The organism is Caldococcus noboribetus, assembly GCF_055389385.1.
This window is the reverse complement of record NZ_AP042475.1, coordinates 203,226-223,207: the sequence shown is the minus strand read 5'-3', so window position 1 is coordinate 223,207 and position 19,982 is coordinate 203,226. Positions and strand designations below refer to the sequence as shown.

Here is a 19,982-nt window from a genome sequence, read left to right as displayed (position 1 = left end):
ACTTAGAACTCAACGTTTGCGTGTCTGCTCCTCATCTCGTCCTCACTCACGTTAAGCTTTATCATAAGGTAGTAGACGACGCCGTCCAGGAACAGCATGGCCGTGTCCTCAAACAGGGTGCCCAGAGGTGCCAAGGGCTCGTGAAGTCCAAGTATCTGCCTTGCAAAGTAGTCGTCCATTTTGCTTATCTTAGACCTTCCAGGTATCCTGACGACGAGGTCAGCTATGCTGCCTAAGGGGCTCTCCGGGAAGGTGGTTATCGCTATTACATAAGCACCAACCTTCTTGGCAGCATCTGCGGCGTCAACTATCAGACCCGTCCTGCCGGAGCCCGAGATTGCTATGGCTACGTCGCCCTTAGATATGCTGGGCACTATGGTCTCGCCGAGCACGTATGAGTTAAAGCCGAGGTGAAGGAGCCTCATAGCGAAGGCTTTGCCCACGAGGCCGCTGCGACCGGCGCCCATCACTAAAGCCTTGCCTTTCCTGCGGTAGACGTCAGTCAGCACGTCAACCATTTTGTCGACCTCGTTAACATCTATTACTTCAGCGGCTCTAATAGCGAACTCTGAGATCTCCTTCATGGCCTTTATTGCAGGGTGCTCGGAGCTCAAATGTAGCCCTCTCAAAACAAGAGTAGTCCTAACTTTAAGTTTTTCATGAAGACGTTAAGTCGCAGGCTCGTCGCCCCACTATCAGGTAAAGGGGGCCAAATCCTTAGCCTTAGAGGAAGCGTTTTCACCCTTGAATCTTTATAGTTTACGTGGCCCCGCCGGTCTCACGTTGCCTGAGATCCCATGGGGGAGATGAAGATGATGGACAAACGGTTAGGCGGGGCACACCGCTTATGATGCCTATTTTTAAGGGTTGCCCTAGCCTCAACTATGGGGACGCCCTTGAAGAAAGGCAAGGAAGAGCAGCCAGAGCCTCCAAGGGGCCTCATAGAGGTTGAAGGCCTTGCCATGAATGGCCTCCTGAAGAGCTTTAGCGTTGAGGATTGCGGTAAGCCTAAGGGGTACCAAAGAATAGTTGCAGAGACCATAGATGGAAGAACCATAAAGACTGGATGCCTTGAACCAGACGCCGCCAGGAGAGAAGTCATGGTAATGAACTTATACCTCAGGCAGTGGAGTAAGTTTATTGTAAGGCAGAGCTCGGGCCGGTGATGTAAGGTATTACCGCTGAGGGAGTGAAGAGACTTGTCCCCCACTGAGGCCGAGGGGTTCTGTAAAGGGAGTTCCAATCCTGAGTCTCAGCTAGTTGAGAGGCTCCTTAAGTCCCTCTCATCTGGGCCAAGGGCCTTTGTTATAGACAAGAAGCTAGACGACTACCAGTCCCTCTTAAAGATAATAAGCGTGAGCGGCGCAGGGGGGCTTCTTCAGGTTAGCGACCTAGGCAACCTGATGGTCATCTATATAGACAGGCAGAGGCTTGAGAAGGTTTGCTCCTACGAGGAATGCGGTGCCAAGAGCGACCCCGTGGAAAAGAATCTGTGCGCGAAAGAGTGCGGAGCAAGGAAGGTTAACGAAGTCTTCCAGGCCATAGTTAGGGATCTTTGCGAAACCCTTTCATCATGAGCTCTTACCTGAGCTCCCCTTGGAAAGCTTCTCTAGGCACTTGGAAACTTGTTCATCTGCGACGACAGCCGATATCTCAAAGCTCCTGTCTAAACTAGCAAAAGCCTCAGGGACTGCAGAGTATAGGTCCCTTATGAACCTTGCAATTGCAGCCCTTACTAACGAGCTCTTGCTGACGTGGCATATCTCAGCTATGGCATTTATTGCTATGGCCTCGGGCAGCGATATCTTGGCACTTATGGTTATAATCTTTGAGATATTTATGTCATCAAGTGATATGGTCTCGGTACTCTGAGCTTCGGAGTACACGCTCTGCATAGTGTAAGGCCCTACAGGTTAGCAGGCTTTCGCTAATATTATCTTACCCCTGTCGAAAGGGACCAGATACCCTTATTTTTTAACGTTGAACCGACTCCATAGCTCAACGCGGAGCTCCTCCATAAAGAACCTTTGACTGGCCAAGGAAGCGCTCATGTGAAGCCCCTCGCCCCTAAGACAATCGTCTATATTAAACGAGGATAGCGATGACCTTACTATGAGCACCTCATTGCCAACCCTGGCGGCGTCCTTACATAGCCTTTCGTGGTTTGAGCCCTCGCTCCAAGCCAGGGACTCCCAGGACTCGCACTCGTCCCGAGGATTATCGCTTGAGGGCAGGTATGGAGGATTAAGTATTACTAGGTCCCAGCTCCGCTCGCCGCTGAGGCACTTAGCCCCGTTGCACTGTATAACTGCAGCGTCAAAACCTAGCGTTGTCCTGGCGCACCTGACAGCGTACGGAGATATGTCGATGGCTGCAAGCCTGCTGGGATGAAAGAGGATTAGGGAGGCTAGGGCCAGTATGCCAGAGCCCGTGCCGAGGTCAAGCACCGTCTCATATGTTCTTCCCATGTCCTTAAGTTTCACCATAGCGTCTATCGCTAGCAACGAGTCATCGCTGGGCTCATAGACGCACTTAGACAGGGCCACCCTAAGCCTTCCAGCCGTCGTAATTACGTCGGTCCACCTAAGCTCAGCCATTTAGCGACACCAGCCAGCTGCTCCGGAGTAAGGTCCCTGACCCTAGCTCCTGGGGGGAGACCTTTGAGGCTCTCCGGCATGTTGCCCAGGCAGCGAGAGACCGCTTTCGTCACCAGCTTGTTCCTGTATGAAAAGAGGCACCTGGTAACCCTCTCTAAAGCATCACCTGTAGAGTCCCACCTCCTTACCCTTACCATCTGTACCACGGCGGCGTCAACCTTAGGCCTTGGCCTAAACCACGACGACGGCATAACCCCTATGATTCGCGTCCTGAAGTAGGCCTGGGATATCACTGATAGCCTGCCATACAGCTCGCTCCCAGGGGGTGCCGTGATTCTCTTAGCTACTTCGAGCTGCAGTCCAAGGACCATGAGCTCCAGGTTATTGTTCCTGGCAGCGTTGACTATTATGGAGCTGCTAAGGTAAAATGGGGTGTTAGAGACCAATATTGGCGACCTTGTTATTGACACGTGCCTAGCTCCATCCCCAACTATTACCGAGACATTATAGGGGGCCTTCGCTGAGAGCTTGGTTGCCAGCTTCTGGTCAAACTCCACCGCCAGAACCCTCCTGGCAACCTTAGCTATTGGTATGGTCAGCTGGCCCTCGCCGGGGCCCACTTCCAGTATATCAAGTCCTTCGAAGCCTCTAAGGCCTTCGAGGAAGAGGTTTACTCCGTACTCATTTACTAGGAACCTCTGGCCAAGGTCCCTTGGATACCTCATTTACGGCCCTCTCTGCGAGCCCCTCCGAGGACTGAGAGGTAATCTAGGAAGGGCACCCCGCTTGTAGAGGGCATCACGAACAGGTTATACTTAGAGCGGCCCTCCAACTCCTCAAGCACCTTGTCTGTGAGGACCTCGACGGGGTCATCCTTTATTAGCTTGCGTATCTCGTCAAAGGACTCAAAGGGCTTCTTGGCCCTGGCGTCCAGAATGGCCATCAGGGTCTTCTTGCCTACCCCCCTGAGGAGCTCTATGGAGTGGAGCCTTATGTTTATGGGCTCGGCCTTGTTGAAGAAGTCTATGAAAACCTTTTCGTTGGCCTTTATTATGTACTTTATGGCCTCCCTCAGGTTCCTCTTGGCTATCTCAGTCAGGCTTTCGTAGGTTAGCGGGGTCCTTGGGGCAGCTATGGCCTTAGGGGGCAGCCCCATGTTAGTAAGAACCTTGGAGAACTCGACGAGGGAGTTAACTATTTCAAGCTCGTCGCCAGCCATTACTTTGAGAAGGTCAAGCAGCCTTTGCTCAACCTTTGCAGTTGGCAGGCAAATTCTCTTGGAGTCGCCGGCGCTGATGCAGGCCATTGGTATGCTGACCTTTCTTGTGTGCCTTCCAACTGGGTCAAGGGGCTCCTCAACGGTCTCAAGAACTTCCTTAGTCACTGCGACCTCCTCTAGGGGCTCCACTGGCTGAAGTGGGATGCCGTCAAGCAGCGTAAACCTGCTCTCGCCGATCGCCTGAGCTACCGGCTTCTCCCTGTGCCACCTGTGTGGGTCCAGGTAGTAGCCAGCCTCCATGTAATCCAAGATTACAGCTTTCTGCTCTATTTGAGATACCTCAGCCTGTTGCTCTGCTCTCCTTGGGGGCCCCCTCGGCGCTGCCATTATGTTACCTACCTAGATATCCTCTGGCTGCGAAGCCTTTATATTGCTATAAAACGTCTACTCCGAGCTAAGATGCCTACGCCCTGACCTCTCGGTAACACACTTTAAGCCTCTGAGGCACGTCTCCCAGGGAACTTACATGAGCGAGGAAGGCAGCAGAGGAAGGAAGAGGATGGAGCTTCCAAAGAAGCGTGAGGACCTAGAAAGGATCTCTGAAGAAGTTGAGGCCAGGGAGCACTCAGAGTTTGAGGAGGAGCACCATCACCACCATGAGGAGGACGTAGAGGACGTGGTCTCAGTCCTCGAGCTTCTCGTAGACTCTCTGAACGCAAACTACAAGAGCTTGGAGTCCACGGTCAACATTCACTCTGATGAAATAATAAGGATATACAAGATATTGGCCAAAATAGTGGAGGCATGTGGAGAGACGGACCCCTCCGCCCGGGAGAAGAGCCTTAGGGAGGCCGTGGAGCTCCTCCAGCCCCAGGTCAAGGCTTAGATAGACTTATCTATTACTACGAAGTCCCTGCTCTTAAGCTTTAAGATGCCATACATAAATCCAAGACCTTCAAGTATCCAGAAGGCCGGCACCGCCAGAAGGTACCTAAACTTGCCGGCCCTTCTGACTCCGTAGATGTACACGAACCAGTAGGCAGCGCTGGTAGGCGCCGCCAGCAGAAGCAGAATGAGTGAGTGAGTCAAGGGCACAAGGATCCAGAGGCCAACTATGCCCACGGTCCTTAAGAATGACTTAATGAATGTCATCAACTTCATGGAGTTTGGAACCTTCCTCCAGCTCTCAAGTATTCCTGCGTGCCACCTACTCCTCTGCCTGATGAAGTCCTTCACTGAGTTGGGACTAAGTATGCTTACCCTAGTTCTGCTCTGCCAAGTGAGGCCTCCGAGCCTCAGGACTTCGGCGGCAAACATGTAGTCCTCTACCCTGCTGGGCTCGTTGAACGCGTTGCTCCTTAGCAGGAAAGAGCCCTTTACCCCCAGCAGTTCGCCGTGGAGACCCACATAAGGCCTCTTCACAAGTCCCGTGAAGAGCCTGAAGAAGGAGATGTCGTCAAGGAATCTCGTGAAGTCCATTATAAACGTCAGGTACGACCTTCCCCTGCGAGGCATGAGGACGGGGTTGAAGGCCACGAAGCCCCTTCTCTCATAATAGGGTATCTCGTAGAGAAAGCTGTCGTCAAGGACTAGGTTATCGTCATCAAGGAAGACGTACCATGTGTCAGGCCTTACATAGTTCTCCACAAAGTACCTCAGGGCTCTTCCCTTTCCAAACAAATCCCTTCTGTAGTCCTTAGGCACGACGACCACGTTGATCCAGCTTAAGCTCTTCAGGTAGCTTTCTAAAGGCGCTCCCTCGTCAATAACCACATATATAGGAATGTTCAGGAACCTGTTGTGGTTCAAGGACATTATGAGCGAGTCCCTGACCTTCTCGTCAGCCACAGAGGGTATAACCAGAGCCACGTTATTGGCCTTTGTTGGGCTCCTCTTAGTGGAGTAGGCCGTGAGGGCTATGAGAAGCACTATAAGGTAAACGCTTAGCATCCCCCAGTCAACTACAATTGCGTACTTGACGTAGGGCTCGGACTGAGGGATCTGAAGCGATGAGACTAATTCCTGCACAGTGTCCGTGGCGAAGACACCTGTAGAAGATGTTAAGGGGGTGAAATATATTAACCTAAACAGCTGCTGGGCGGCGCTATGTAAGGCTTAGGCGTATTCACGCCACGTATAGCCACACTTGGTGCACCTGTAGAACCTAGTAGGCGGCTCGTCCGCGGCCCTGGTCTGCATCATCCATGCCAGCACCTCGTCGTTGCCGCACCTGGGGCACCTGACGCTGCCCTTAAGTACCTGCGCTGTGGGCGGCGGCGCGTTGGCGTCAACTACTATTATTCTCTCCTTAGGCGTGTGGGCAACCCTCTCTGTGAAGCTGAGCTGGGTGGTTACGCGCGCCCTGCTGGGAACCTCCTCTTCATAGCCGCACTTAGGGCAAACGAACATTAGCTTGCCGTTGACAGACTTTGGCCTCATCAGTGTGCCGCACCTTGGGCAGAACTTCATCTGTTGCGCCATAGCTCCCTACCCCATTAGCCTCTAGCAACGGTGTAAATTACAAGTTAAATAGGTTAACACCGCTCTTGGCAGCTACTGGCCGCCGAACCTAAAGGCCTTTAGCGAGGCCCTTCTGATAGCGTCCTCCAGCTCCTTGTCGCTAATGCCCTTCTTTACTCTCCCGGAGGCTATGTTTTCATGGCCTCCTAGATCCTCTATCACGCCCTCTTTGAAGAGCTCCTCAGCTATCTTCATGGCCTCTCCGTGGCCGCTTCTTATTATCAGTAGCTCTGTGTCATCGCCCTTCGAGACTAGAAGGGCCACCGTGCTCTTGGTGATCTTATAAATAGCTGAAGCCAATGCTGAGGCCCCGCTCTTGTTCCACTTGCCCCTGGCGTCAACCAGTTTCAGGAAGCCCACGGCTTTAGCTGTCATCGCAAGTCCTGTGGCCACCTCCTTTATCTCCTTGTCGCTCCTCTCGGAGATCTCAAGACCCTTTGACACCAGGCTCTCATAGTCTTTAGCTGACGGAATCACCGAGACGTCGAAGGGCAGCACGCTTGAGGCCCACCGCACGTACTTCCTCCAGAGCTCAGGATCCTTGGACTGGTTTATCACCTTAGATATGGAGGCAGCCAGCTTAACCATACCTTCGGTGGCGTTCCTGTTATTCCTGCTCAGCCAACCGCCCCCCTCGAGCACCGCCGCGCTGGACACCAGGTCCTTAAGCCTTGGGGTTAGCTTGACTCCGAGCGACTCCAGGAAGACTTTGACTAGCACTGAGGTGGGCGAGAGCCCTATGAATGTAACGGCTGAGTACTTGCTCTCTATGTAGGTGCTCTTCTCTATGGTTATCTTGTGGTGATCAAAGTAGTAAATCTTAGGCTTGCAACCGCCGGCTATAAGCTGGTCTAAGGAGGCCTCCACCTCCTGAGTGAAAGGTATGTCAAGTAGTATGGTGTAGTCCCAGCAGCCACCCTTGAAGGCCTCAGATATAGTCCTTGGGCTTGCAGGCCGGAGCTCTGCCGGACACTTATTACCCTTTACAGGAAAGGCCTTTGCAACCTCGCTGGCATAAACTATCTCAGCTGATGCAATGATCCCGTCTGCGTCCCAGTCGCCAACTATTAGTATCTTAGGGCATTGGTCGCTCATCGCGGCTCTAAAACCTCCTGCTCCGGCGGAGCTCCAGCTCACTTTACGTGTCCAGCAATGAAAAGCGTTTTTAATTGTTATCCCTTTAAGGAGGCTAAGGCTTAGACATCACCGCTGCGCACGCACCTCTGCAGAGCCCCTCAGGCAGCAGCACCAGCTCCCCCTCAAGCCCTTTGAAGCTATAGTATGTCTGAGCTGAGTAACACATGGCGACAAGGGCCGCCACAGCGGCGTCCGCCTCGTGCCTGTTAGACATGGATCCTGCTGCCACCTCAAGGTTAAGGCTCCTTATAATGTCGTATATGTCGGCGCAGCCGCTTGACTTAATTGCGCTTGCAGGGTGGGTCTCTACGACTTTAATACCAAGGCTAGATAAGGCGCGAGCTATTCTTACGCCCCTGACGGCGAGGGACTTCATAGAGCGCATAGTTAATGGAAGCAGCTTAAAGCCTTTAGAAATGGCTGCCAGCTCGAAGTCCCTGAAGGGCCCCCTGCCAAGGCTGAGCGGCGAGTCTATGGCTACAACCCTAGGGGATTCTGCTATTACAAAGCTTACGATCTCCTCGTCGGTGTGCGCGCTTTTAGTAAAGACTGCCCGGCCCCTTATGGCTGCTAGTCCCGTTACCCTTCCAGGACTAGCGGCGAGGTCTATACCAACAAAGGAGGGCATCAGGGGGTTAGCCTCTCTGGGTCCCTTGGGAGCAGCCTGGCCTCCCTCACGTTCTCAAGGTTGAGGAACTGCTTAACTATCCTCTCCAGCCCAAGGCCTGCGCCGCCGTGTGGAGGCGCCCCGTACTTGAAGAAGTTCAGGTAGAACTGGAACCTCTCAGGGTTTAGGCCTTTGTCCCTGAGGTTTGCAAGCAGCTGGTCATACCTGTGCTCCCTCTGGCTGCCAGTGGCTATCTCGAGGCCCCTGAAGAGTAGGTCGAAGCCCAGCGTCCACTCGGGCTCCTGGGGCTTTCTCATTGTGTAGAACGGCCTGACCTTCCACGGGTACTCGGTCACGAAGATGAAGTCGCTGTCGTACTCCTTGAGGGCATAGTCGCCGAGCTCGCGCTCCGCCTGGGGGTCAAGGTCCTCCATGTAGGGTAGCTGGTGGTTGTACCTCTCCCTGAGGACCTCGTACGCCTCCCTTATGGTTATACGGGGCACCTTAGATGGCACCCTGAGCCTTAGGTCAAAGTAGTTGCGGACGTTCTTAATTGAGTCATCGGTTTCGGCCTCCTTCGCAAGGTACCTGAAGAAGGACTCAAGCATGTTCATTACGTCCTCGGGCCCCTCTATGAAGCCCATTTCAATGTCAAGCCCGTGGAACTCCGTCAGGTGCTTCACCGTGTGGTGGGCCTCAGCCCTGAAGACGGGGCCCACCTCGAAGACCCTCTCAAGGCCAGCTATGACAGCCATCTGCTTGTAGAACTGAGGGCTCTGGGCCAGGTAGGCCTCCCTGCCAAAGTAGATCACTGGAAAGACCTCGGCCCCGCCCTCTGTGCCGGCGGCCACTATCTTAGGCGTGAAAATCTCTACGAAGCCGTTCTGCCTGAAGAACTCCCTGAACTTGTTGGCAACCCACGACTCGAACTGGAAGATGGCCGACACCTTAAGGTTCCTGACGTCAAGCCACCTGTAGTCAAGCCTAACGTTGAGTTGGGCTTCAGTGCTCGTGGCCGGCTCAAGGGGTATGGGCTCCACGGGCTTTGAAAACACCTGAACGTCCGTGGCCTGCAGCTCGTACTTCAGCTTGCTCTTGCTTTCAACGAGCGTGCCCTCAAAACAGGCCACCGTCTCCTTGACGAGCTCCCTGGAAGCCTCTATGACAGCCTCGGGAGTCACCCCCTTCTTTATGACTACCTGGAGGATGCCGCTTCTGTCCCTGAGCAGCACGAACCTGACGCCGCCCAGGTCCCTTATGTTGTCGACCCAGCCGCACACCTTAATTTTCTGGCCTAGCAGGCTGCCAGCCCTGTCATATATCTGGGAGATGAAGCTGTCCTTTAGCACGCCGGCTCCCGTGACGCAGGCCGGTGAACATAGTTTTAAGCTTGATAGGGAACTAAGTGGTTTGCATTTTAAGGTTAAAAATGTAGGACTCTAAATAAAATATTTGTGGGACCGTGCCTTCAACGAAGCTCGTCAGCATGGGGGAGGCAGTGGGCCTGGTTAGGGATAATGACGAGGTTACCATAAGTGGCATGACCTTCTTTAGAAACCCAATGGCGCTGATATCGGCAATAATAAGGGCTGGCGTAAAGGGCCTCTCGTTCGTGGACAGGGAGCCAGGCCTCGGCCTTGACGTTATGGTGGCCTCGGGCGCTGTTAGCAAGGTTAGGGCAGCCATGGCCACTTTTGAACATTATGGCCTGGCGCCCACCGTGAGGAAGAAGGCGGAGGAGGGGGCCATAAGTTACCTGGAGGACACGTGCGGGGCCATAATAGCTGGCCTCAGGGCCGGCGCTCAGGGGGTCCCTTTCATGCCAGTGAGGGGCATCTTGGGCTCGGACCTACTCAAAATACACGAGGCGGCCGGCACGTGGAAGGTAATGAAGGACCCGTTCACTGGGGAGGAGCTGGTGGCCGTGAGGGCCATTGAGCCTGACGTCGCACTAATTCACGTTCAAGTGAGTGACGAGTATGGCAATGCAGTGATTATGGGACCTCGGTTTGAAGACGAGCTAAAGATAAGGGCCGCCAAGAGGGTCATTTTATCAGCTGAGAAGGTGGTCAGCAGTGATGAGCTTAAGAGGCTGACCAGGGACCTGGGCCTGACGCTCTCAGCGACATCGCTGTACGTCTCAGCAGTGGTCAGGGCCCCTGAGGGCGCGTGGCCCACGGGAGTTTACGGGCTATACGAGCCTGATTACGAAGCCATAGGGGCTTACTACAAGGCGGCCAAGCAGGGATCTGCCATGGAATGGATCAGGGACAACCTCCTGAGGAGGTGGCAGTGATGTCGAGCAGGCCGACGGACCTTATGATAAAGTGCATGGCGAGCTTCGTGAGCGACGGAGACTACGTATATCATGGCCTGGACAGCATACTCCCAGCCCTTGCCATGGTATACGCCGCCAGGTACCTTAAGAGAAGCTTTGTGTGGCACAGCGTGGGAGAGTCCTTCATGCCTGACCCCGAGAAGGTTTCAATAAGGCCCTCCACGGGTGACCCCTCCATGGAGCCTAACCCGGTGGGATTCTTCACGACTGTAGACTCTTTCGACATAGCCGCCAAGGGAAGGATGGACCTGATGTTCTTCGGCGCCGCCCAGGTGGACGAGAGCGGGAACATAAACTTGACAGCCATAGGCAGCTATGAGAGGCCCAAGGTGAAGCTTCCAGGGGGCGCGGCCGCAGCGTACCTGTTCCCCCTGGTGAGGAAAATAGTGGTGTGGGCAAGGCATGAGCCCAGGGTACTAGTTCGCAGGGTTGACTTTGTAACGGGAAGCGGCGAGGAAAGGCTCAGGAGGGGGCTGCCGCTCTACCTGTGCAGCAACAGGGCCCTCATAGAGTTCACCCGGGAGGGGCCCGTGCTCAGGTCTTTGCTGTATGGCTTCACTGTTGACGACGTCCTTAAGTCGGCTTCGATGAGGATAGCAGTGCCCGGCAAGGTCGATGTGATACCTCCTCTCAGCGAGGAAGAGATGAGGGTCATTTCGGAGGCGGACCCTGGAGGACTAAGGTACGAGGAGGGCTACGGCTAATCATAGTATGCCTTGAAGCCTACCCTGACTGACTGGGAGGGCTCAACTACTATTAGGCCCATGTGATTATGGTAAGCGTCAGGGGCCCCGCTCATGGGCTCTATGGCCACGGAGCCCTTAATGCCAGTGTAAACCTGGAAATACCTCATGCTGTCACTAACTATCCTGACGGCCTCCTTACCACTAACTATGAGCTTAACGGTGCCGGAGGGCACTAGGAAGCAGTCATCGTACTCACCGCCCTCACTAAACTCGTAGTAATAAAGCCTCCCCGTTGGTATCTTGTCAATCGCCTCGCACCTGAAGGCCTCAGCCTCTATTCTCCACGGCATGTTACCGACGACGAAGTAAGGGTGCCAACCCACGACTAAAGGCGCCCTCCTAGGCCCAAGGTTCTTAACTACAGCCTCGGCCGTCAGGAGGCCCTCACTAATGGAATACGTGACTTGCAAGTTGAGCTGCGAGGGGTAACCTTGGTGCGAGAGTGTTGTCTCAAGCGTTGCAGAGCTCGCGGAGGAGCTGACAACGTTAAACTCCCTGTCAAGAAGCAGGCCGTGAATGGCGTTTCCCTCGCTGTTGCGGGGCAGGCTGTATAAGACCCCGTCAAATACGTAGGTTGCGCCCCTGACCCTGTTGGCGAACGGTGCAAGGAAGGCCATGCCGGCCTTCGTCGGAGCCGAGGGATCCCCCTTTGTTATTATGTCTTTATCACGATGTCTGAGAGCCGCCAGGTAGGCGCCCTTTTCATATATTGTTGCCTCGTCGCTGCCGCTCTGAAGCCTTATCAACAGCCTCACCAGAAGAAGGCTACTGAACGGATCATTTAAAAGCTAAGAACGATCTTGTGATGCTAAGGTAAATAAAGTCCCTGGACCCCTGCTAGGGGTGGCGGATGAGGAGAACTTACCCGACTTAGCGGTGCTGAGGGGCTCAGGGTTCCCGACGCCGTAGGTCTTTAACTAAAAGCCTTCAAAAGGTCTGGCTTTTGCGCAGGCAGAGAGGCCAGCGAGTCGTGAGGCCTAGAAAGCTGCTGATAGTAGACGGTTACAACGATGAGCCAGGAGGCCTAGGGGTGCCTCCGTACATAGACGTGTACGCTAGGTACATAGCTGGGGCCGTGTTTGATGTTGACAAGACCGCCAAGGTTCACTACATAACGATTGATGAGCTGAGGCAAAGGCCTAGCCCTGCGCAGCTGCTGAGGCTATATGACGCAGTAATATTCATAGCGGGCGTCGTCGTGCCGGGAAAGTACATAGGCGGCAGGCCCGCCACCGCGGAGGAGCTGGCCTCTATAGCTTCGTCGCTGGAGGGACCGCTTAAGGTCCTGGTGGGCCCAGCGGCCAGGTGGGGCATGGGGCCCGAGGGAGGCTCGGCGGGCTACCCTCCGTCGTTCTTTAAGTCTCACGGTTTTGACGTTTTAGTCTCCGGTGACCCGGAGGAGTACGTCTACGACCTTGTTAAGTATGGCGAGGAGGCGGCGTCGCCAAGGGCTGTAAGGGAGGACTACAGCAAGGTCAACAGGTTTGCGGTCCTCGGCGCCAGCATAGTTAGATTTCATCCCAACTTCGGCAAGAACCTTATAGCTGAGATAGAGACCTACAGGGGCTGCGCCAGGTGGGTCAGCGGCGGCTGCTCCTTCTGCGTTGAGCCCCTCAGGGGCAGGCCCATAGCCAGGGACCCCATGGCGATAGTTAAGGAGGTGAGGGCTCTTTATGAAGTTGGCGTCAAGAACTTCAGGTTAGGGAGGCAGGCGGACATATTGGTCTACAACTCAAGCCAGCTGGGCTCTGAGGAGTGGCCTAGGCCCTCGCCGCAGGAGCTTGAGAGGCTCTTCCATGGTATTCGCGTGGAGGCCCCTAACATTGAGGTGCTTCACATAGACAACGTTAACCCGGGCACCATAGCCAGGTACCCGGAGGAGTCGACGGAGGCCCTCAAGGTAATAGTTAAGTACCACACCCCCGGGGACGTGGCTGCCTTAGGCGTTGAGAGCGTGGACCCGCAGGTGGTAAAGCTTAACAACTTAAAGGTCACCGCTGATGATGCCCTAAAGGCCATAGAAATAATAAACAGGGTAGGGGCGTCAAGGGGTTATAACGGGCTTCCGGAGCTGCTCCCAGGCATAAACTTTATCTTAGGACTGCCTGGCGAGAGGAGGGAAAGCTACAGGCTTAACAGGGAGTTCCTCGAGGAGATACTGAGGAGGAAGCTGCTCGTCAGGAGGGTTAACGTTAGGAAGATATTGGCGCTGCCAACCACCAGGGTCTACAACATGAGGTGGGGGGTAAGCAGGAAGCTCGAGGCCGAGGCCAAGTCCTTTACCTACTTCGTTAGGCACGTCTTTGACAGGACCGAGCTGTCCTGGGTAGCGCCTAAGGGCACAATCATGAAAGGCCTCTGGGTGGAGGAGTGCGAGCTCGGCTACTGCTACGCAAGGCAAGTAGGCAGCTATCCGCTCATGGTTATGATAAGGGGAAGCTACCCGAGGCTGCAGTACATAGAGGCTGTTAGGGTCGAGGGAGTCCATTCAGCAAGGGCCGTGGAGGGAAGCGTCATAGAGCCTGGGCCTGGCTAGCCCTGGGAAGCTCAAGGCCCAGCTCGTAGGAGACTAGCCTTAAGGCCAGCACGGTTGCAAGCCCAAAGGCGGAGGCGTAAGCCTTGGAGAGCTCCTGTGCAAGATAGTAGACCACGCCTCCGGCGGCGGCTGCAGTGGCGTAGATCTCCCTCCTGAGCACCATAGGGATTTCTCCAACTAGCACGTCCCTCAACGCTCCTCCGCCTGTGCCGACCAGGGTCGCAATTATTGCAACGGCCACTACGTTCAACCCCCTTGAGGTGGCCAGGTACGCTCCAAATACTGCAAAGTCCGCGAGGCCTATTGCGTCAGCAAAGAAGAGGGCCTTTGCTGTTGAAGGCCTCTGCAAGGCCCTCCAGAAGTAAAAGACCCCTATGGAGACGGCTATTGACATTAATAAGTCAAAGGGGTCCTTAAGCACAAGCGGAGGAGTCATGCCCAGGAGGACCTCGGCAATTATTCCGCCGGCGTAGCTGGTCACAAGCCCAAGCACAGCGACGCCAAATATGTCCAGACCCTTCCTGACGCCCTTCAGGGCGCCTGAGGCCGAGAAGCTCACTATGCCTATATAGTTAAGTAGCTCGAGCACTGCGGCCATCCTGCGTCGCCTTTAAACTCTGGGTGCAGGAGGCGCGTTTTCAGATCTACTAGGCCTATGGCCTCAGGTATTATATTTAACCTCTCGTTTAGGTATATAAGTTATATAGGGGCTAAGGGTTGCAAAGACATGATGAGGAGGGAGAGGCCAGCTCCTTCATTGTCAAGAGGAGAGTTCAGATAACTGGTGGCTCGACCTATATAGTCTCCCTTCCTAAAGAGTGGGCTAAAGTGCTCAATATAGACAAGGGCTCAGAGGTCCTCCTTGAGCTAAACCCAGAGGGTTGGATAAGGCTTAGATCGCCAAACTCCACCTCAAAGGGCATTGAGAGAGTTACTGAGGTAACTGTGAGGCCTAACCTAAGCGACGCGGTATTGTCTATGCAGATAATATCGGCCTACCTGGCAGGCTATGACACCATAAATATAAGGTTTGATCCTCAGATGGCCGAGGCCGCCGAGAGGATAGCAAACTTTGTGAGGACTAAGACTATAGGTCTTGAGCTGTTGGAGGAGTCCAACGACCAGCTCACATTGAAGACAGTGGTAGACCTTACCTCCATATCAGCCCATACAGCTGTGGAAAATATGATAAAGGTCGTGAAGTCTATGATAACGGACCTCTCGGACGTAATTGAGGGCTTAAAGCAGAGGGACCTCTTGGACACAATAATAAGACGTGATGACATAGTGGATAAGCTTTACCTCTACATATTTAAACAGCTGAATCTCGCGCTCCAGGGCCTTATGAGCCCCAAGGAGCTTGGCATGAATGCGCTGGCAGAGGCCATAAACCTCTACACAATGGTCAAAAGCCTCGAGCGGATAGCGGATCAGGTGGTCTCGATAGCCCAGTGGCTCCTTGACTATAACGGCCAGCTGACGGCTGAGATAAGGCAGCTCTTTGATAAGGTGAAGCTCAGCGTCCTCAGCTCCATAGATCTTATAAATACACTCTCACAGGAGCAGATACTACTCATGTACGAGTCCCTCCACAGGGAGGCCGTGTGGGTGGCGGAGCTCTACTCGAAGGCCAGGGCCTCCGGCTGCGCCAACGAGTGTTATCCAATATTCGATGGTGCCAAGAGAATAGTCGCCCAGACCATAGATTTACTTGAGGCCATGATGGGCCTCAACGCCCTGAGGAGCCTTGAGAACAGGAGGACTCTCGTATCCTAAGAGAAAAAAAGGATAAAATACTCTTATCTTTGGAGTTGCGTGGAGGTGCAGACTCCCTTTGGGGAATGCTCGAGGGAGGAGCTTGAGGAGCTTTTGCGCCTTCTGAGGCTCTCAAGGCTCTCCTTTGAAGAGGATGAACTTCAGCAGCTCTGCGTCGATGTTAGGAACATAAGGGCAATGCTCTCGAAGGTCTCCAAGTACAGAGACTGTGAGGTAGAGCCACTCTATAACGTCTGGGATGAGACCTTGTCGCCACCCCAGCAGGTAGCTGAGAGGCGTACCACAATAACGTGGCTTCCTAAGGATCGCCTCAAGGATGGCATGGTTAAGGTTCCGTGGAGGGGTGGATAAGGATGAGGACAATGACCGCAGCTTCGGTGCTCACAGAGATGCTATCAGGCTCTAAGACCCCAGAGGAACACGTCATGGAGGTTTACGAAGCTATAGATAGGTGGGAGCCCAAGGTCAGGGGCTTCATAACGTTGCTTGACAGAGACTTAGTGATGAAGAGGGCAAAGGACATTGAAAGGCAGCTGAGGGAGGGCCGCAAGCTACCGCTTGCTGGCCTAGTCGTTGCAGTTAAAGACAACATTTCAACAAACTTCGCGCCAACCACAGCGGGCTCAAGAATACTTTCGGGTTATGTGCCGCCATTTAACGCTACCGTAGTTGAGAGGCTCCTGGATGCAGGAGCCATAATAATAGGGAAGACTAACATGGACGAGTTCGCCATGGGGAGCACCACAGAGCTCAGTGGCTTCTGGCCAACCCACAACCCATGGGACCTTGACAGGGTGCCGGGAGGGAGCAGCGGCGGCTCCGCTGCAGTGCTGGCATATGGCGGCGCTGACCTAGCCCTAGGAAGCGATACCGGGGGCTCGGTCAGGCTTCCCGCCGCCTACACTGGCACCGTCGGGCTCAAGCCAACTTATGGGCTTGTGAGCAGGTACGGCCTCATACCATACGCTAACAGCCTGGAACAGATAAGCCCCATGGCCAGGTCAGTGGTGGACGTAGCGCTGCTCCTAGAGGCGATAGCTGGACATGACCCTCGCGACGCCACTAGCCTAGCCATTGAAAGGGTCAGCTTGAGCTCTAAGCCTCAGCCGGATCCTAAGGATTTTCACATATGCGTTCCCCACGAAATGATAGACGGTTCAGACCCCCCTGTGAAGGGAACCATAACTAAACTTCTGGACAAGCTTCAGTCTGAAGGCGTTGAAGTAGATTATGACGCATCTCTTCCCTCAGCTGCGGACGCGTTGCCCATATACTATACTATAGCGCTAGCTGAGGCTGCGAGCAACCTTGCCAGGTACGATGGCAAGCTCTATCCCTTCGCTGAGCTGAGGCCCAACTACACGGAGACGGTGATAGCTACGCGCGCCAACGGCTTTGGCAAGGAGGTCAAGAGAAGGATAGTGCTGGGCGTTATGGCCCTAAGCGAGGGCTACCGCGACGAGTTTTACGTAGCCGCAGCCAGGGGTAGAAGGATCTTGAGGGATGAAGTCCTGAGGCTTGTCAGGAAGTGCATAATCGCGGGCTCCGTGAGCCCAACGCTGCCCCCCAAGATAGGGGAGAGGATAACGGATCCGCTCAAGCTATACACTCTTGACGTCTACACAGTGATTGCTAACTTGGCGGGCGTCCCCTCAATTGCAATGCCCGCTGGCTTCTATGGCGGCCTGCCTGTCGGCGTGCAGTTCATGGCGGGCCCGCTCGAGGAGACCAAGCTGGTTGCCTTGGGCAAGCTAGTTGAAGAGGCGACAGGGCTCGGAGGTGTGATGCCTTGAGCTACACGCCCTTTAAGATAGGCCTTGAAATACACGTGCAGCTCACGGAGGCTGGGACTAAGCTGTTCTGTGACTGTAAGTCAAACTACAGGGGCATGCCGCCTAACAGCAACGTATGCCCCGTGTGCCTGGGGCTTCCCGGCGCCTTACCTGTGCCGAGGAGGCAGCCGCTCAGGTTTGCTGCAGCCCTCTCAATGCTCATGAACTGTGAGATGCCGCCAGCCATGATATTCACAAGGAAGCACTACTTCTACCCCGACCTGCCAAAGAACTACCAGATAACACAGTACCAGGGCGGGGGAGGCGCCCCTATATGTCTCAGGGGCAGGGCCAGGTATTATGATCCTGACGCCGACGAGTGGCGCGAGGTCACAATAAGGAGGATAAACGTCGAGGAGGACCCAGGCAGGACGGAGTACGAGGGCACAATAACATCTAGCGAGAGCGCCTACATAGACTACAACAGGAGCGGGGTGCCCTTAGTAGAGGTGGTCACCGAGCCAGAGCTCAGGAGCCCCAGGGACGCAAGAAGGTTCGTGGAGTACCTGCTGCTTGTCATGGAGTACATAGGCGCCACCAACCCACGCCTTGAGGGGGCCTTCAGGGTTGACGCTAACGTGAGCGTTGAGGGCGGCGAGAGGGTGGAGATAAAGAACATAGGGAGCACCCTTGACCTGGAGAGGGCCATAAGGTACGAGCTGTTCAGGGAGAGCAAGCTAGTCTCCCAGGGAGGCCGTGTGGAGAGGGAGACTAGGGGCTGGGACCCAGTCAGGAGGGTCACAAAGCCGCAGAGGGCTAAGGAGACCGAGGAGGAGTACCTTTACTTCCCTGACCCTGACATACCTCCAGTGCCCATGAAGGAGCTTATAGACGAGGCCAGGCCGCTGACCCTCAGGGATCCGGCTAAATATATGGAAGTCATAACGGCCCATGGGGTGCCAAGGAGGCAGGCCTGGAGCATAGTGCTCTACAGGCCGGCCCTCTCCGTTTACCTGGGCGCCGTGGAAAGGGGGGCGGAGGCCCCTCTGGTTGCTAGGATGATAGCGGTTGACCTCAAAGGGCTCCTGAAGAAGCAGGGCGTGGACCTGCACGAGGAAAGCTCGTGGCCTCCATCAGAGACAATAGCAGCCCTTGCCGAGCTCATTAGCAGGGGCGAATACACTTACGACGAGATTAAATATAACGCGCTGCCGGCGCTGGCCGCAAACCCTGAGACGCCCCTCGAGAAGCTGCTGCCTCCTAGGTTAGAAGACTTAGGCGAAGTAATCACGGCGGTCCTCTCAAGGGAGAAGAAAGCGGTCAAAGACTACCTAAGCGGCAAGGAGGAGGCCCTTGACTACCTGGTGGGCTCGGCGCTTAAGATGAGAAGGGGTTACGCCGTAGACCCTAAGCTCGTGCGTAGCATCATACTCGAGAGGCTGAGGCAACTTCAAGACAATGGGAACTAAGCCATAACTGGCGGTTTTAGTGCGTAGAAGTTAAAGCCTTGCTGCAGGTCAAGCTGCTGGGAGACAAGCGTGGAGGAGAAGCAGAACTTCGTGTGGCCGGACTACGCAGCCGAGAACAACCTGTACTCAGTCTCGTGCGGCCTTGCTGAGTTCTTTGGTGTTAAAAGGCAGTGTATAGGCAAGAGCTTCGAGATAACCGGCAGGAGGCTGGTGCTCATATACCTTGACGCGCTTAGTTGGGACCTCTTCGTGGAGACTGGAGTCAAGGTCTCGGGCACTGTAACTAAGGCAACAACAGTGTTTCCATCCACAACTGCCGCGGCCCTGAGCACGCTAATGACAGCCCAGTCTCCAGGCGAGCACGGCCTAGTAGGCTACACGGTCTTCAATAAAAGGCTCGGAGGCGTGATAAATGGAATAAAGTACTCATACATGGCTGAGAGCGGCTCTGGCACCATAGATTACATGCCGCTTCAGAAGGCCTTTCCCGTCAAGCCATGGCTTGCTGAGAGCTCAGCTAAGGTGCTGGCGCTCATGTCAAGCGGCGCCGCCAGCGGGGAGCTCACCAGGACGTACTTGAACACCAGGCCCCAGGAGGGTCTAACTAAGATAAAGTCACACTCTAACTCGTTTGAAATGCTGGCCTCCCTCAGGGAGGCCCTGGAGGGTGAGCCCTACGACCTTATCTATGTTTACTATGATAACCCTGACCACATAGGGCACGGCTATGGCTTCAGAAGCCAGCACAGGGACCTGATACTTGAGGAGCTCAGGCTTACTTTGACGCACTTGGAAGAGCTTGCCCAGAAGTACAAGGACAGGTACACGTTCCTGTTGCTCTCAGATCACGGCCAGGTAACCGTTAGCAACGTCTACGTATTTAACAATGACGAGGAACTGCTCAGGGTGCTTGAAGTGCCTCCTTATGGAGACTCAAGGGCTGTCTGGTTTAGGACCAGGGATAACATAAGGGATATGCTCAAGTCCAAGTATAAGCTTGAGGTGATGAGCAAGCAGGAGGTCATAGAGAGCGGCATACTTGGCAGAGTGGACAATTTTGTGGCTGACAACATAATAGGCGATTACCTGGGCATAGCAGCTGACTCCACCTCTAAGTATCACTACTCATATAGGGATGACGACCCTGCCTTAAGGCTCAGGGGCAACCACAGCGGGATGACGCCTGAGGAGATGTACATACCTCTGGTGGTCTGGAGCTAGCCTTCACATTTTAAAAGCCCTTGTAGGGCTAAAGTTGTGAAGAG

Annotated in this window: 23 protein-coding genes; 11 read left to right on the top strand and 12 right to left on the bottom strand. The window is 54.5% G+C overall.

The window, feature by feature from the left end:
* Nucleotides 1–2: 2 nt before the first annotated feature.
* Nucleotides 3–584, bottom strand: coding sequence for a 6-phospho-3-hexuloisomerase (gene hxlB / locus ACZ5GQ_RS01200; protein ID WP_498857333.1), 582 nt, complete (start codon nucleotides 582–584; stop codon nucleotides 3–5).
* A gap of 312 nt (nucleotides 585–896) precedes the next feature.
* On the opposite strand from hxlB, the gene ACZ5GQ_RS01195 reads away from it, so the two are divergent.
* Both ACZ5GQ_RS01195 and ACZ5GQ_RS01190 read left to right on the top strand, forming a co-directional pair.
* Nucleotides 897–1,166 (top strand): hypothetical protein, encoded by a 270-nt coding sequence (locus ACZ5GQ_RS01195; RefSeq protein ID WP_498856844.1) that lies wholly within the window; start codon nucleotides 897–899, stop codon nucleotides 1,164–1,166.
* A gap of 33 nt (nucleotides 1,167–1,199) precedes the next feature.
* Nucleotides 1,200–1,577 carry a hypothetical protein gene (locus ACZ5GQ_RS01190; protein WP_498856843.1) on the top strand — a complete coding sequence of 126 codons (378 nt, stop codon included), beginning with the start codon at nucleotides 1,200–1,202 and terminating at the stop codon, nucleotides 1,575–1,577.
* Here ACZ5GQ_RS01190 and ACZ5GQ_RS01185 read toward each other — a convergent pair.
* The 4 genes from ACZ5GQ_RS01185 to ACZ5GQ_RS01170 all read right to left on the bottom strand — a co-directional run bounded on the left by ACZ5GQ_RS01185 (nucleotide 1,572) and on the right by ACZ5GQ_RS01170 (nucleotide 4,203).
* The gene (locus tag ACZ5GQ_RS01185; RefSeq protein WP_498856842.1) at nucleotides 1,572–1,895 is read right to left on the bottom strand and encodes a hypothetical protein; all 324 of its coding nucleotides are present in this window, start codon (nucleotides 1,893–1,895) and stop codon (nucleotides 1,572–1,574) included. The genes ACZ5GQ_RS01190 and ACZ5GQ_RS01185 overlap by 6 nt on opposite strands.
* Before the next feature lie 72 nt (nucleotides 1,896–1,967).
* Nucleotides 1,968–2,597, bottom strand: coding sequence for a class I SAM-dependent methyltransferase (locus tag ACZ5GQ_RS01180; RefSeq protein WP_498856841.1), 630 nt, complete (start codon nucleotides 2,595–2,597; stop codon nucleotides 1,968–1,970).
* Complete coding sequence (gene rsmA, locus ACZ5GQ_RS01175) at nucleotides 2,570–3,322, bottom strand: class I SAM-dependent methyltransferase (RefSeq protein ID WP_498856840.1); 753 nt, start codon at nucleotides 3,320–3,322, stop codon at nucleotides 2,570–2,572. The genes ACZ5GQ_RS01180 and rsmA overlap by 28 nt, the downstream gene beginning before the upstream one ends.
* Nucleotides 3,319–4,203: a DUF655 domain-containing protein gene (locus tag ACZ5GQ_RS01170; protein ID WP_498856839.1), complete on the bottom strand. Its 885-nt coding sequence runs from the start codon at nucleotides 4,201–4,203 to the stop codon at nucleotides 3,319–3,321. Before ACZ5GQ_RS01170 ends, rsmA begins: the two co-directional genes overlap by 4 nt.
* A gap of 139 nt (nucleotides 4,204–4,342) precedes the next feature.
* On the opposite strand from ACZ5GQ_RS01170, the gene ACZ5GQ_RS01165 reads away from it, so the two are divergent.
* A complete protein-coding gene (locus ACZ5GQ_RS01165; RefSeq protein ID WP_498856838.1) occupies nucleotides 4,343–4,702 on the top strand; it encodes a hypothetical protein in 360 nt (119 codons plus the stop codon).
* On the opposite strand, the gene ACZ5GQ_RS01160 is transcribed toward ACZ5GQ_RS01165, so the two are convergent.
* The 5 genes from ACZ5GQ_RS01160 to aspS all read right to left on the bottom strand — a co-directional run bounded on the left by ACZ5GQ_RS01160 (nucleotide 4,699) and on the right by aspS (nucleotide 9,429).
* Nucleotides 4,699–5,844 (bottom strand): glycosyltransferase family 2 protein, encoded by a 1,146-nt coding sequence (locus tag ACZ5GQ_RS01160; RefSeq protein ID WP_498856837.1) that lies wholly within the window; start codon nucleotides 5,842–5,844, stop codon nucleotides 4,699–4,701. The two genes, ACZ5GQ_RS01165 and ACZ5GQ_RS01160, sit on opposite strands and share 4 nt — an antisense overlap.
* 87 nt (nucleotides 5,845–5,931) lie before the next feature.
* Complete coding sequence (locus ACZ5GQ_RS01155; protein ID WP_498856836.1) at nucleotides 5,932–6,285, bottom strand: transcription factor S; 354 nt, start codon at nucleotides 6,283–6,285, stop codon at nucleotides 5,932–5,934.
* A gap of 84 nt (nucleotides 6,286–6,369) precedes the next feature.
* Entirely contained in the window at nucleotides 6,370–7,431 is a 1,062-nt protein-coding gene (locus ACZ5GQ_RS01150) for a phosphoesterase (protein WP_498856835.1), read from the bottom strand.
* A gap of 94 nt (nucleotides 7,432–7,525) precedes the next feature.
* A complete protein-coding gene (locus ACZ5GQ_RS01145; RefSeq protein WP_498856834.1) occupies nucleotides 7,526–8,101 on the bottom strand; it encodes a DUF429 domain-containing protein in 576 nt (191 codons plus the stop codon).
* Nucleotides 8,101–9,429, bottom strand: a complete 1,329-nt coding sequence (gene aspS, locus ACZ5GQ_RS01140; RefSeq protein WP_498856833.1) for an aspartate--tRNA ligase — start codon at nucleotides 9,427–9,429, stop codon at nucleotides 8,101–8,103. The genes ACZ5GQ_RS01145 and aspS overlap by 1 nt, the downstream gene beginning before the upstream one ends.
* A gap of 137 nt (nucleotides 9,430–9,566) precedes the next feature.
* Between aspS and ACZ5GQ_RS01135 the strand changes: the two genes are divergently transcribed.
* Nucleotides 9,567–10,376, top strand: coding sequence for a CoA transferase subunit A (locus ACZ5GQ_RS01135; RefSeq protein ID WP_498857332.1), 810 nt, complete (start codon nucleotides 9,567–9,569; stop codon nucleotides 10,374–10,376).
* The gene (locus ACZ5GQ_RS01130) at nucleotides 10,376–11,122 is read left to right on the top strand and encodes a CoA-transferase subunit beta (protein ID WP_498856832.1); all 747 of its coding nucleotides are present in this window, start codon (nucleotides 10,376–10,378) and stop codon (nucleotides 11,120–11,122) included. Before ACZ5GQ_RS01135 ends, ACZ5GQ_RS01130 begins: the two co-directional genes overlap by 1 nt.
* Here ACZ5GQ_RS01130 and ACZ5GQ_RS01125 read toward each other — a convergent pair.
* A complete protein-coding gene (locus ACZ5GQ_RS01125; protein ID WP_498856831.1) occupies nucleotides 11,119–11,919 on the bottom strand; it encodes an aldose 1-epimerase in 801 nt (266 codons plus the stop codon). The genes ACZ5GQ_RS01130 and ACZ5GQ_RS01125 overlap by 4 nt on opposite strands.
* 188 nt (nucleotides 11,920–12,107) lie before the next feature.
* On the opposite strand from ACZ5GQ_RS01125, the gene ACZ5GQ_RS01120 reads away from it, so the two are divergent.
* Entirely contained in the window at nucleotides 12,108–13,700 is a 1,593-nt protein-coding gene (locus ACZ5GQ_RS01120) for a radical SAM protein (RefSeq protein ID WP_498856830.1), read from the top strand.
* On the opposite strand, the gene ACZ5GQ_RS01115 is transcribed toward ACZ5GQ_RS01120, so the two are convergent.
* The gene (locus ACZ5GQ_RS01115; RefSeq protein WP_498856829.1) at nucleotides 13,678–14,298 is read right to left on the bottom strand and encodes a trimeric intracellular cation channel family protein; all 621 of its coding nucleotides are present in this window, start codon (nucleotides 14,296–14,298) and stop codon (nucleotides 13,678–13,680) included. The two genes, ACZ5GQ_RS01120 and ACZ5GQ_RS01115, sit on opposite strands and share 23 nt — an antisense overlap.
* 119 nt (nucleotides 14,299–14,417) lie before the next feature.
* Here ACZ5GQ_RS01115 and ACZ5GQ_RS01110 point away from each other — a divergent pair, with 119 nt between their 5' ends.
* The 5 genes from ACZ5GQ_RS01110 (at nucleotide 14,418) to ACZ5GQ_RS01090 (ending at nucleotide 19,938) form a co-directional block, all read left to right on the top strand.
* On the top strand, nucleotides 14,418–15,476 hold the full coding sequence (locus ACZ5GQ_RS01110; protein ID WP_498856828.1) for a PhoU domain-containing protein: 1,059 nt from the start codon (nucleotides 14,418–14,420) through the stop codon (nucleotides 15,474–15,476).
* 39 nt (nucleotides 15,477–15,515) lie between these two features.
* Nucleotides 15,516–15,827, top strand: coding sequence for a hypothetical protein (locus ACZ5GQ_RS01105; RefSeq protein WP_498856827.1), 312 nt, complete (start codon nucleotides 15,516–15,518; stop codon nucleotides 15,825–15,827).
* Between the two features lie 2 nt (nucleotides 15,828–15,829).
* The gene (gatA, locus tag ACZ5GQ_RS01100) at nucleotides 15,830–17,269 is read left to right on the top strand and encodes an Asp-tRNA(Asn)/Glu-tRNA(Gln) amidotransferase subunit GatA (RefSeq protein ID WP_498856826.1); all 1,440 of its coding nucleotides are present in this window, start codon (nucleotides 15,830–15,832) and stop codon (nucleotides 17,267–17,269) included.
* Nucleotides 17,266–18,717 (top strand): Asp-tRNA(Asn)/Glu-tRNA(Gln) amidotransferase subunit GatB, encoded by a 1,452-nt coding sequence (gatB, locus tag ACZ5GQ_RS01095; RefSeq protein WP_498856825.1) that lies wholly within the window; start codon nucleotides 17,266–17,268, stop codon nucleotides 18,715–18,717. The genes gatA and gatB overlap by 4 nt, the downstream gene beginning before the upstream one ends.
* A gap of 69 nt (nucleotides 18,718–18,786) precedes the next feature.
* Complete coding sequence (locus ACZ5GQ_RS01090; RefSeq protein ID WP_498856824.1) at nucleotides 18,787–19,938, top strand: alkaline phosphatase family protein; 1,152 nt, start codon at nucleotides 18,787–18,789, stop codon at nucleotides 19,936–19,938.
* Nucleotides 19,939–19,982 lie beyond the last annotated feature (44 nt).